The 13,023-nt window shown below is 43.9% G+C and carries 8 protein-coding genes; 1 reads left to right on the forward strand and 7 read right to left on the reverse strand.

Annotated elements, in window-relative coordinates; all coding sequences use genetic code 11:
• Window positions 1-13 precede the first annotated feature (13 nt).
• On the reverse strand, window positions 14-5,143 hold the full coding sequence (locus tag GAVG_RS04680; RefSeq protein ID WP_013399713.1) for a Rib/alpha-like domain-containing protein: 5,130 nt from the start codon (window positions 5,141-5,143) through the stop codon (window positions 14-16).
• Between the two features lie 797 nt (window positions 5,144-5,940).
• Here GAVG_RS04680 and GAVG_RS04685 point away from each other — a divergent pair.
• Window positions 5,941-6,222 (forward strand): DUF6725 family protein, encoded by a 282-nt coding sequence (locus GAVG_RS04685; RefSeq protein WP_009994887.1) that lies wholly within the window; start codon window positions 5,941-5,943, stop codon window positions 6,220-6,222.
• A 239-nt stretch (window positions 6,223-6,461) separates the two neighbouring features.
• Here the strand turns inward: GAVG_RS04685 and GAVG_RS04690 are convergent, their stop codons facing one another.
• The 6 genes from GAVG_RS04690 to typA form a co-directional block, all read right to left on the reverse strand.
• The gene (locus GAVG_RS04690; RefSeq protein WP_004113420.1) at window positions 6,462-7,301 is read right to left on the reverse strand and encodes a ParA family protein; all 840 of its coding nucleotides are present in this window, start codon (window positions 7,299-7,301) and stop codon (window positions 6,462-6,464) included.
• A 53-nt stretch (window positions 7,302-7,354) separates the two neighbouring features.
• Entirely contained in the window at window positions 7,355-8,362 is a 1,008-nt protein-coding gene (locus GAVG_RS04695; protein ID WP_009994886.1) for a site-specific tyrosine recombinase, read from the reverse strand.
• A 24-nt stretch (window positions 8,363-8,386) separates the two neighbouring features.
• Window positions 8,387-9,454 (reverse strand): prephenate dehydrogenase, encoded by a 1,068-nt coding sequence (locus GAVG_RS04700; RefSeq protein ID WP_009994884.1) that lies wholly within the window; start codon window positions 9,452-9,454, stop codon window positions 8,387-8,389.
• Window positions 9,448-10,476, reverse strand: a complete 1,029-nt coding sequence (locus GAVG_RS04705) for a prephenate dehydratase (protein WP_009994882.1) — start codon at window positions 10,474-10,476, stop codon at window positions 9,448-9,450. The genes GAVG_RS04700 and GAVG_RS04705 overlap by 7 nt, the downstream gene beginning before the upstream one ends.
• Before the next feature lie 128 nt (window positions 10,477-10,604).
• Window positions 10,605-11,039, reverse strand: coding sequence for a hypothetical protein (locus GAVG_RS04710; protein WP_004574855.1), 435 nt, complete (start codon window positions 11,037-11,039; stop codon window positions 10,605-10,607).
• A 9-nt stretch (window positions 11,040-11,048) separates the two neighbouring features.
• A complete protein-coding gene (gene typA / locus GAVG_RS04715; protein WP_004114597.1) occupies window positions 11,049-12,971 on the reverse strand; it encodes a translational GTPase TypA in 1,923 nt (640 codons plus the stop codon).
• Window positions 12,972-13,023 lie beyond the last annotated feature (52 nt).

Here is a 13,023-nt window from a genome sequence, read left to right on the forward strand (position 1 = left end):
GCAAATTTTTTCATCAGCATCGCCACCTTTCGCTACGTCGCCTTAAAGCGCGAAGCTTTTTGGCAGTTTTGCAGATAAAATCTTTAATCAGTGTCTTACGCAACAACGCATCAAGCATCGCGCGCCCCCACTTGGTCTGATCAAGGAAGAACCCAGCCGCCATGGTGCCCGTGCCAATCACGCACACTACGCTCAGCAGCATGTTCCAGTTCACGCAATCTTCCCCGCCTGTCTTCGGCAGCTTAAATTGTTCGACCACGTGTACTGGGAAATACTTGACAGCCCAATCTTCATCCCTATTACCAGTTGGATTAATCGTTGCTGCAATGTCGTTATTTGTAACGTCAATTTTGTGATCGTCACCAACAGCCGCTTTGTATGTATCCAAAGCATCAGGCTTCAACGCAAACACAGCGCAATAGTATTCTCCAGTTTGAGCAGGCGCTTTGCTGCTCGTAATAGTTCCGCTTGCGCGCTCTGTTGTATTTCCAGTGCTGTCAAACAAAAGGTACTTACCTGCAGGATTGCAGCCATCACCAGCTTTACCACTCTTACGGCACTCCTGTTGTTCCTGGAAGCTTGCATGATCCCATGCCTTCTGCCAATCAAGTTTGAAGAACAGCTTATCGAGATTTTCACTCCACTGTTGCGAATTACTGCTGTTAGAAGTAGCACTACCTTCCCTACACAGTAATCTAAGAGTAATGCCGCCAATTTTATGAGATGACCAAGAGTCAATACCCATATTCTTCAGCAAGCCAATACCCTTCATAACAGTAATGCCATTAATATCGTCTACAGGTCCAGTAAACTTGCCATTTTCATACTGCTTGTATACGTTAAGATGCAAATCACCATTCAACTTCCATGGTCGCAAAATATTCACAGACGCATAAATAGGCTTACCATTGTTACCAGAATCTTCATCTTGAGAAGTGGAACCATCTGGATAGTGAACAACAACAGGCACTTTATCAGGATTATTCTCTGTCGTGGCAGGCATCCACTTATGAGGATAAAAAGCTACTTTGCCGAATTTACCAGCTTGGGTTTTATCCTTAGCATTCTTTTTATCATCGGTATTATCTTGGCCATTTTCAAACAAAGCGTAGGTTAACAATGGAATATTTGCATTTTCAGATTTATACTTCTTAATCTCAAACCAAGTTCCAGCAGGCAAATCGCCTGTTTTAATATCATCCTGATTGTAGGTAGCTTCATTTGCATTCTTGGTACTTTTAGGCACTTCAGAAGTTCCGTGAGTACCAGCATCAAGGGTAATGGTCTCATACTTTGGGTTATAGTAGTGAGAATCTGGATGCACGGAAATATTTAACGTACTTACTGACCAGTCAATACCATTTACAGTATCCAGCTCAGGATTATTTGCATTTGTTTTATTATTTAAAACAGTTTTAATCTGATCGAAAACATTACCTGAAGAAAGGTGCTTTCTTACAATTCCATCGAACTTATCTTGCAGTTTTCCATGCTTACCTTTAATGACAAGATCTTTAATAGCGTATACTTTGCAAACAAAGTCACCGTAATTCTTAGGAGTACCTTTAATATACCCATTAGTACGCTCAGTAGTTTCATTATTACCATTGGCATTCACGTCATAGTCATAAAGGTAATCTGAAATATTACATCCACTACCATTAGATTTATTACACTTCTTACGCAAAGCATTATCCGTAGCATGCAACCACTGTTTTGGAGAAGAAGCGTTCCCTGGACCAACAAGAGTTAAACCATTAATTCCTCCAAGTTTGTAAGAATTAGGTTTAGCTTTACCAGTCTTAGTATCCTTCTCGTAGCAAATCATGCGTTGGTAAATAAGACCTGGCTTATATGTTGACCAAGAGTCAACAAGCTTATCTTGAATTTTTTTATTCTTCTTATACTCGTTACCTCCAAGAATATGGAGCTTTAAATCACCATTACGTGGAGTTTCTCGAACAACATGTACCTTCGCGTACACGGGGTTTCCAAGATTACCTGAATCTGGGTCTTCAGAAGTAGAACCATCTGGATAATGCACAACTACAGGCTGATTATAATCACCATCTTCCATCCACTTATGAGGTCGGAACGTAACCTTACCAAATCTACTTCCAGATCCCTCAGATGAATCATTGCCTTTATTTCCGCTCTTTGGCTTATTACTTTGATTTTCAGGTTCCCAATCAGCCCAGTTTAACTTATTATCACCAGTTTTATATTTTTTAAACTCAAACCATGTTCCGTCAGGAAGTGGGCCTTGCTTAACATCACCCTGATTCTTATTGGCATTGTTAGCATTTTTCTGGCTTGTAGGAGATGAAGTTGTATTCTTGTACACTTTACCATCAATAACTTTTGTACTGTTAGTAAAGTTACCAGCTCTAGCAGTTATAGGCACATAACTAGGGTTGTATCTGTGAGACAGTGAGTAAACAGTAAAGCGGAAAAGAGATGAAGCCATATCTCCGGAGTTATAATCCTTCATAAGAGACGGAGAATCTTTAGCTAATTTATCAAAGTTTTCTAATAATTGGCTACCTTGATGGAACGCAAACACTCTGCAACCAAAGGTACCTTTAGAGATAGGAGTACCACTGATTGTTGCGCGAGAACGCTCCATAGTATCTTTTTCATAATCTTTTTTATAAAGATACTTATTAGTTTCACACTTAAGATTATCTCTTGTACATAGTGCTTCTTGCTTTTCGCTTGCACGTTCCCATTGCACTGGATCTCCAAGATGCAATCCATTAAAACTATCAGAACTACTTTTTATAAAAGTGTGATTTGCTGTGATATTATTCTTCTCTTCGTAACAAATAGAACGAAATACAATCTTGCCCTGATTAACATTAGACCATGAGTCAAGAATCAAATTTGGTTTCATTTTTTCATTGATAGTAAGATTCAGCGGCCTATTCGAATCCACTCCAATACCACTTAGACTATAATTATCGTTACCTTTATTTATTGCTAAATGTAAGTCACCTTGACCTGCAATAATTTTTTTTACGGTGACTTTGGCATAAACAGGAGCACCATCATTCGCTGAGTCAGGTTCTGCAGACGTAGAACCATCTGGATAGGTAACAAGCACAGGCGTCTGTTCGCTTTTGCCTTGATCAACTTTACCTGGAGTAAAATGTACCCTACCTGTGTTTGAATCATTATTCTCAATTTTTGACCAACTTAATACATTAGAGCTAATGTCAATAGTGCTATTGCCTAATTTATTAGTATATTTTTTTAAGACAAATGAAGTACCTCGAGGAAGAGGACCCTCTTGAATAATAACGTTATTTTTTCTATTTGAATCTTTAGCACTAGCAGGTGGATTTGTATAAGCATTCTTCGCAGTAGGCTCAACATTTTCTAACGTCTCATACACAGGGTTGTATATCCACGATTGAGGTATGACCTTAACCTTCGTATTGTGAGTGTATTCAAGAGTCTTAGAATTGTTGCAATTGTACAATTCGGGATTAGGATATGTAATTTTTGTTCCAAAAGTAAAAGTCTTATCTTTATCAGATTTACGCGGATTATACGTTATATATCCTGAATTAGGATTAATATAAACAGACCCTTCAGGCATCTTATTAGGAGAATTTACTGTTTGAATACTACTATCAGACTTGTTTACAATTGAGTATCGTATACCAATATCATCAGGTAAATCAGTGGAAGTTTTTCCATCATACACAAATTTACCTGTAGAACTGTCACCCTCCCATTTACCCGTTTTGATAAAAGGCTTTACTGTTACTGGACGACCATAAGTAGTAAGCGGAACATTATCCTTACCGTAATCTTTCAGCATAGAATCGTTATACTGTGGATAATCAATGTCATTCACACCTTTAGGGTTCATGTTATGCAAGTGTTCCACATAATCAGGTATGCCATCACCATCAGTGTCAAATGGACCAAAAACCGCGTACTTATTTCTACGCCAACTACTTCTAAAACCAGCAGCAACAGGCATTTTTGTATACACATCTTTTTCAGTGTATCCATTTGCTAAGTAGGCACTTACAATCCACGTAAAGCGCTTATCACCAGTATCCCATTCAAGACTTGCAAACATCGTTTCAAAAAGATTATTCTGATTCCACTTGTATATTTCGCACATAGAATACTGGCAATCCTCAGGTTTTCCCTGCAATCGCGAATATTTGTAAGGATTTGGAAGACCACCACCAACGCCATTGTCTCCACTAGAAGGACCAAGATTATCATTCCAATTATCGTTGAAACCTTTAAACTGCCCACGATCACTAGGATCTTTAGTATATGTCCAAGCTGTCCAAGTCCCTGCAAATGTTTTCAAAGTACCAATGCGCATATCATCTTGATCTTCACGAACAAGTTGCGCAGAAGTATCACCTGTTTGTACCTTACCGCTTGAGCCTTCCCAATAGCGTTTAACAAGTATTGAGCTTTTATCTAGACCTTTAGGCAAAAACACTGAAAGAGTAGGTTTACCCCAATAAGCAGTACCGTCTTTAGGTTTATTTCCTTTAGGCTGCAACTCACCTGAATCAAGCTGCCTAGCAAACTCAGCATTTCTGTTGAAAATTATTTTATAAGTTACTTTTGTTCTTCCATTTTCTTTTTCAATAACAGGATCTTCAATCCTCATATCTCTAAATGCATCAGCAGCATCATAAGTGTGCTCTTCATCTTTCCTACCTCTATTATCTTCAGTTGTAGGAGCAACATAACCGTTACCAGCGTAATCCCACCAAACACTTGCCGCATTAGCCCTATTCACTGGCGGCACGATGAGCATGGTTACTATGGTGGCAAAGGTGACAATTATTGCAAGAATCATGTTTCGGAAGATATGCGATTTTCTTGCTGTTTTACCTACGTATGAACTTAATGAATCATTATCCGATAATGAAGAAGAAGATGATGAAGATAAAGAAGATGATGAAGAATTTACTTGCATATTTGAGTACGAATAAATTGGCGCACTGTGGTAATCGGAATCTGGGCGCATTGAATAGGTAGAGTCAGAACCAGCAGACGCATCTGCCACACTATTCGCATTGTCAGTATCGCTCACAGAAAAAACCTTCTGCGCAATGCAGCACACGCGAGATGCGAAACGAGCAAACTTTGCAGGTAACATAATCGACTCACCTTCGATTGTCATTTTTGGCTAGTTTGTACATCCTAGCCATTTTGGCAATTTCGGCTATTGCATAAGCAACACCCTGCTTTTACACGAATCCCAAAATTGGGCAGAATACTACACGTATCAAGTACAGAAGTACTAAGAGCATTCAAATACATGAACTAGCATTTAGCAATTGCAGCATTTACAAACAACGCTTAATGCAATTCCACATGTGAGCACAACAATAAAGCAGCAGAACGCGCAGCTTTACTAAAGTACTCAAGCAAAAGCATTTAGCAAATATACCCCCCCCCCCCATAACGAATTGCAAGAAAAAATAGACTTTAACAGAGCTTTAAGGAAAAGTTTTTATAATTGTTCTCTTTTACAAAAAAATATATTGATTGATCACTAATAACAGAATAGTTTCATGAATATGGTGTAGTATGTTGCGCACTCCGCGTGTCGTAAAACCACAACATCTTGTGGTTCGGATGCGCACTGACCACAAATCGCCAGCTATGTAGTGAGATTGTACTGAATTTCAGCGTTTTTGATACAAACGCACTACATAAAAGCGCTCAAGCAGGTCGTCGCGCAAACTCGGGAAAGCAGATCATTCGTTCGAGCACTGCAGAGTATTACAAAACGTTACGAGTTTGATAGCACTGCGATACAATTAACAAAGTCAAAGCAAAACACACTGCAAATAACGCGAAGACACAAATAACACAGAAGGCAGCACTACGATTAGCTTAATTAGGCGGCAGATTCTGCCAGAGTTTATACCAGTTGGCGCACGAATTGTTGTGCGAACATACAAAGTCGCGCAATTAGGCGGCGACGAAAGATTGCAAACAGCCACTGGCAGATCGCAAGCAACCGACGCCAGCGAAGAAACAACCGACGCCAAATCGCAAAAAATCGAATACCACGACGCGATTGGTCACGTAATCAGCTGGGACGGAGCAACATTGCATCTTATGCGAGACGCGGCAGCAAACGGAAGCCGACCCGAGCAAGAAATGTTCATCGACGCGCGCACAATCGTGCGATTAAAGCCCGTGCCCGAGCGCAAACATCGCAGCTAATCTACGCAAGCTATGTAGTGCGATTTTACTGAATTTCAGCGTGTCGTACCGCGTGCTACGCTTTAAGCAAAAAGGCAGGTCGTCGCGCGAGAGAATGTTGCTCTAATTGGCGTGTCGAGCAACAAAAAGCGGAAAGTTTTCCCGACTTTGTAGCTCAAAACCACAAAATCAACAACAAAAAGCGGAAATATCGTTCGCGCACTACAGCGCAATGCGAAGGCAGATCGTCACGCAAAGCGCTATTCAACAACGCCGTTAGAAATCAGCTCGCGCGCAACCTCGCGATACTCCTTAGCAGTCTTATGCTCAGGAGCAAAAATCGTAATCGGAACCGCCGCAACAGTGGAATCTGGCAGCTTAATCGAACGCGAAATAACAGAATGCAGCACGCGCCCCTGGAAAGCCTCGTAAATCCTTTGCAAAACCTCTTCGCTATGCAAAGTGCGCGTAAACATAGTAACGAGCACGCCAAACACTTGCAAATCTGGGTTAATTCTGTGCTGCACTTTTTCAATCGACTGCATAAGCAGCGCCACGCCTCTAAGCGCAAAGAACTCCGCAGCAACAGGAATAATCACACCATCCGCCGCCGTAAGCGCGTTTACAGTGAGCAAGCCAAGCGAAGGCTGGCAGTCAATAATAATAACGTCGTATTCGTTACGAACTTTGCGCAACACGCCAGCCAAAATCTGCTCGCGACCAACCTCGGTAACAAGCTGCACCTCTGCAGCAGAAAGATCAATGTTTGCAGGCATAACGTCAATGTTTTCGGTGGCAGTGTGACGAATCACATCGTGCACGTCTACAGAAGAATCAAAAAGCGCCGTATAAACCGTGTTATCAAGCGCGTTCGCATTAATCCCAAGCCCCACCGTTGCAGCGCCTTGCGGATCGAAGTCAACAATTAAAACTCGCCTACCGTATTGACTCAACGCACCAGCGATATTGATGGAGCTGGTGGTTTTACCAACGCCACCCTTCTGGTTACACATAGCAATAATGCGCGCAGGACCGTGCGTTGTAAGCGCATCGGGCGCGCGGAAAGTCTCATATTCGCGTCCAAGTAAATCAGTAGGCATAAACTTCAGTCTATCAAAAGGTATGTTCAGTGAATCGATGCGTCGTTGTGTATCTATCTCGCGCGCGGATGACTCATAACATACGCCTCCATAAGCGCATCTGGGCTTATATGCGTATAAATTTGCGTTGTTGTAACGGACGCATGACCAAGCAGCTCCTGCACAGTGCGCACATCGGCTCCGCCCGAAATCAAATGCGTTGCAAATGAATGTCGAAGCGTGTGCGGATGCAATTCTTTGCCAATTTTAGCCATTTTGCCAGCACGCGAAATCGCCTCCCACGCGGATTGACGAGATAGCGATTTGCCACGTTTGTTGAGGAAAATCACGTGAGTATTAGCAGATTTTGACGATGAGTTTAAGGGTGACTTGAGTCGCGACTTTGCGGTTGCTGGCGACTTTTGCGCGCGACTTGCAAGAATAGGTCTTGCGTTAGCTAAATAATCGCGCAACGCGCGTACCGCGCACTTTCCAATCGGCACAAGCCTCTGCTTTTGACCCTTGCCACTAAGCCGCACAACTGATTCCGTCAAATCAATATCCTCGAATTTTAGTCCAACCGCCTCGCTCACGCGCGCGCCAGTCGCGTACAAAAATTCCACAAGCGCACGGTCTCGAAGCGAGACGGCATCCGTGCTACCAAATCCGCCAGCAGCATCGATTACGCGCTCCACTTCGCTAATGCTGAGCACGTCTGGAAGATGCTCCGCTTGCTTTGGCGCTTTGACTTCTGCAGAAGGGTCGCTTGCGATTTGCGCGTTGGAAAGCATGAATTTGTTCCACTCGTGGATGCTTGCGATTCGCCGCGCAATCGTGCGAGGTCCTAAGTTTTGCGATGACATTGCTTGTGATGACATTGCGCGCACGTATTCTTCGATGTCTAGTTGCGTGATTTCATTAACATCGTTGATTTTTCGGGCTTCGCGCAGCCAGTTCGTGTATTTTGTAAGATCCGACTCGTAAGATTCAACGGTTTTTGGAGAAAGCCCGCGCTCCACGCTTATGTGATTTAGAAACTGCTGGATTTTTGGGGAAAATGGCGATTGCTGCGATTCGGTCATATGTCAATTATATGCCGCTCGAATCTACCACTTCGAGTTGCGTAATGCGCAAGCAACCGCAGAATCGCTAAACGCCACGCCAACAATCTGCTCGCCGCTTTGCGCGCTTTGAATCAGCTGACTTTGCCAATCACCTGCACAATCAAGCGCAAATCGAAGCTCGCGCAAATCGCCAGCCAACTCATCGCAAGCAACCGCGCGCTCCTTATACTTGTATTCGCGCCAAGAATCAGCCTTAGCAAAAAACGCGCGCTCATCGCTAGCAACCGCCGAATCGCCATCGCTCCTCTCAAGCATCTTCTTCGCAAAACTCAACTCCTCAATCACACTCCCAAGCAAATCCGCAACATTTCGCCGATTTTCCGCAACCATTGCACGCGTGCGATCTGGATCCGTAAGCGCCACTCGCGTCATATCTCGCCAAGAACCAGCCGACATTTGCAACGCAACATTGCGATTTTCGCTTCCGCACAAAACGTTCGCCAGCGCTGTAGAAACAACGTGCGGCATGTGCGAAATCAGCGCCGCCGAAGCGTCGTGTATAGAATCGTTCAACACAAGCGCGCGATTGCCACACAACGACACAATAACGCGCAAAACCGCCAAAAACCGCCAAAAATCACTATTCTCATCAACGCTAACTGCCCAAAGCGCGCCGTCCAGCAGCTGCGCGCTCGACGCCTGCCAACCCGTAAACTCGCTGCCAGCCATAGGATGCGCGCCAATGTAGCAATCGCCAAGCCCCGCGGCCTTAACCTGCTCGCGCACAAGCCCCTTAACGCTACCAACATCCGTCAAAGTTGTGTGCTGCTTGTTGATTCCGCGCGAAATCTCGCCAAGAACTTCTGGCATAGAGGCAAGCGAATTGCATAAAATCAAAACATTTGGCTGCATGCGCGCAAGCTCCGCAACGCTTTCAACGCAAGTGATTCCAAGCGCCCTCGCCTCTTTATACATTGTTTGATGGCGATTATACGCGTACACTTTGCAGGAGCCAGTCGCAGCCAAACGCTTTGCGATTGATCCGCCAATAAGTCCAAGTCCAACAATACCAACAGAAAATTTTTTAGAAAATCCAGCATCTTCTACCATAATAATTCTCTTTCTGCACGCATTGTGTTCAAAGCGCTCAAAGCATCAACTAGAGCATTGCCTGGAGCATCAATACACACTCCGCCATTAGGCAGCATCCAATCATTCATAACCGGATTATCTCTATTATCAGAAGGATACACTGCTAAAACTCGCACCCAATCACCATGTTCAACAACCTCTTGAATCATAGCTTTGCACGTAGAATCCCAAGGAGCAGCATCAACAGTGGCAATAAAACTATATAAACCATCTTGACCTTTAATCGGCCTAGACATAAAAGAAGTCATATTAAGACCATGATCGCGCACAACGTCAAGCAAATTTGCTAGCACTCCAGCACCTGTACAACGCGGAATAAAAGCAATAATCGAAGAAAAAGATGAATAGCATTCGCGATGCATACTAACAAAATTGAAAGCCTCATCTCTAGGAGCTAACACTAAAAACTCAGTGCGCGCGCCAGAAAAATCTTCAACAGCTTCACTCACAATCCGCCTATTGTATAAATCAGCACAAATTTTAGGGCACAAAGCAACTTCGCCATTAACTAAATCCCTACAAGCAGCAGCGTTTGAAGACGCAGTTTTTTCTTTCAATCCATGCTTTTGAGCAAACTTACGGCATTGTGCCAACGCGTGAGGGTGAGCAACAATAGTCGAACAGTTATCGATTGAATCCGACTGGCAAACAACAGCGTCAAAACTTATATCAACGCCCAAGCGAGCAATGCCAACCATATTTTTTGCATCAATTAATAGATCTAAATTAGGTATTACTACGCCTTCAATATTGTTTTCCCACGCAATAATACCCAAATCGTGACAATCTTCAATTTTGCTAGCGATATTACGAATATTCTCACACGCAGTTGGAATAAGACGCAAAGCACCTAACGATTTACATTGTTCTTTAACTTTTAAAGCAGCTTGATGAGTAAAAGAACCTTCTGGTCCTAAATAACATAATTTGCGGGCACTACTTCTGTTCTTATTACTATTCATGACTATATTGCTATTCATGACTATTCCTCAAAACTACTCTAAGACTGTAAGTAAGACTACTGCATAATGCTATTTTTGCACAAACATGCAGCAAATTCACCTATAAAAATTCACCTATAAACTAACTTACACTTATTTAGCACCGCTTATTTAGCATCAGAGATAACAAAGAATTTATTAGGGATAAAAAGCAAAACTACGTGAACAATAATAATGCCATAAAGCCAAAAATATCCAGCATTTTGCGCAATCCACGGAAGATTATCCGCGCCAAAACCAACTGCAACAAGCACGCCTCGAAACGCGCCAAAAATCCTAAACCATCCAAGCGCAATCATCCACACAACCGAACAGCACACAATTGCGTGCAAAATAAAGCCAAACATGCCACAAAGCATGCGAGCAAAACACGCGCTCAAAGTAACAAGCAAAAGCGCGATTACAAGACCGTACGGAAAGTTGTACATAGCGCCCATTCGATGCGCAAAAGTGCCCAAAACCGCGCAAAATGCCGCCAAAACGCATAAAGCCGCACACTTGCTAGCAAATAGCACGGAATGCGACTTTATGTTAAACATCATTTTAAGGAATCACGCAGCATTATTTTGACGACGCTGCTTAGCGCGCCACTTATACCATTCATCACGGCTCAAAATGATCTTGCGCACGCGAATCGACTCAGGCGTAACTTCCACGCACTCATCTTCGTTAGCAAAGTCAAGCGACTCTTCCAAGCTCATCTTAATTGGTGGCGTCAAAGTCTCAAGAACATCTGCTGTAGAAGAACGCATGTTAGTCATATGCTTAGCAAGCGTAATGTTAACGTCCAACTCGTCTGGCTTATTGTTAATACCAACGATTTGACCTTCGTACACAGGGCTTTGCGGATCCACAAAGAACACGCCACGCGCCTGCAAACGCTGCATAGCATAAGGCGTTGCAACACCCTTACGATCGCAAACCATGGAACCGTTTTGACGAGTTACAATCTGACCAGCCCATGGAGCATAGCCTGCAGAAATAGAGCTTGCGATTCCCGTTCCGCGAGTTGCAGAAAGAAGAGCTGTGCGGAAGCCAATAAGACCACGCGAAGGAACAGTAAATTGCAAGCGAATCCAGCCAGATCCGTGATTGCTCATAGAATCCATGCGACCCTTGCGATCCGCCATAAGCTGCGTAACAGTACCCATGTATTCTTCTGGAACATCAATCGTAGTGTTTTCCATAGGCTCGTTAATTTGGCCGTCAATCGTCTTAGTAACAACTTGAGGACGACCAACTGTAAGCTCGTAGCCTTCGCGACGCATTTGCTCCGCCAAAACTGCCAACGCCAACTCGCCACGACCCTGAACTTCCCAAGCATCTGGGCGGTCTGTTGGAAGAACCTTAATAGACACGTTACCAATAAGCTCGCGATCAAGCCTATCTTTAATCATGCGCGCTGTAAGCTTGTGATCCTTACCTTCTGTGCCAGCAAGCGGCGAATCGTTAATGCCGAAAGTCATGGAGATAGCTGGGTCGTCAACGTGAATCAATGGAAGAGGCTTTGGATCGTTCTGATCTACAATCGTCTCGCCAATCATAATGTCATTAACGCCTGCAACTGCAACAATATCTCCAGGACCTGCAGATGCAACAGGAGTGCGCTCCAAGCCTTGCGTGCGCAAAAGCTCGGAAACGCGGAAGTTTTCAATAGAGCCGTCTACACGAGAAAGCCCGTAAGTCTTACCCTTTTCCAAAGTGCCATTGTAGATTCGCACTAAGCCGAGGCGACCAAGGAAGTCGGAAGAATCGATGTTTGCAACGTGAGCCTGAAGAGGTGCGCCTTCCTCGTACTCTGGTGCTGGAATGTTGGAGATAATAGAGTCAAAAAGCGGCTCCAAATTATCATTGTCTGGCAAACCGCCGTTTTCTGGCTGATTCAAGGATGCATAGCCAGCTTTTGCAGCGCAATAAATAACAGGCAAATCAAGAAGCGAATCAATATCTAGGTCGATTCCTTCTTCAACAACGTCTTGTGCAAGACCGAGAAGCAAATCTGTCGCTTCGCTCACAACCTCGTCAATACGCGCATCTGGACGATCCGTTTTGTTAACGCACAAAATCACTGGCAACTTTGCCTCAAGAGCCTTGCGTAGAACGAATCGAGTTTGTGGAAGTGGGCCTTCGGAAGCGTCAACAAGCAGCACAACGCCATCAACCATGGAGATGCCGCGCTCTACTTCGCCACCAAAGTCGGCGTGACCTGGGGTATCGATTACGTTGATTGTAATTCCCTCTGGGTGACCGTACTTTTCTGCGAGCGGGCCAGTGTATTGCACAGCAGTGTTCTTGGCAAGAATGGTGATGCCTTTTTCGCGCTCAAGGTCGTTGGAGTCCATTACGCGGTCTGGCACTTCTTCTCGCTCAGAGAATACGTGCGACTGCTGAAGCATGGCATTTACGAGCGTTGTTTTACCATGATCAACGTGCGCTACGATTGCCACATTTCTAATATCACCGCGAACAGTCATTACAAACCTCTTCCGTTTTATTTAGCCAAACCTAGACGAGTTTACTCGCGGC

The sequence above is a fragment of the Gardnerella vaginalis ATCC 14018 = JCM 11026 genome (assembly GCF_001042655.1).
In the GTDB taxonomy this organism is placed as follows: Bacteria; Actinomycetota; Actinomycetes; order Actinomycetales; family Bifidobacteriaceae; genus Bifidobacterium; species Bifidobacterium vaginale.

What these genes read in the sequence shown, in the direction of transcription:
- GAVG_RS04705 (WP_009994882.1), bottom strand. Translation starts at nt 10,476, where the DNA reads ATGAATAGCAATATAGTCATGAATAGTAATAAGAACAGAAGTAGTGCC.
- GAVG_RS04680 (WP_013399713.1), bottom strand. Translation starts at nt 5,143, where the DNA reads ATGTTACCTGCAAAGTTTGCTCGTTTCGCATCTCGCGTGTGCTGCATT.
- GAVG_RS04690 (WP_004113420.1), bottom strand. Translation starts at nt 7,301, where the DNA reads ATGCCTACTGATTTACTTGGACGCGAATATGAGACTTTCCGCGCGCCC.
- GAVG_RS04695 (WP_009994886.1), bottom strand. Translation starts at nt 8,362, where the DNA reads ATGACCGAATCGCAGCAATCGCCATTTTCCCCAAAAATCCAGCAGTTT.
- GAVG_RS04710 (WP_004574855.1), bottom strand. Translation starts at nt 11,039, where the DNA reads ATGATGTTTAACATAAAGTCGCATTCCGTGCTATTTGCTAGCAAGTGT.
- GAVG_RS04700 (WP_009994884.1), bottom strand. Translation starts at nt 9,454, where the DNA reads ATGGTAGAAGATGCTGGATTTTCTAAAAAATTTTCTGTTGGTATTGTT.
- typA (WP_004114597.1), bottom strand. Translation starts at nt 12,971, where the DNA reads ATGACTGTTCGCGGTGATATTAGAAATGTGGCAATCGTAGCGCACGTT.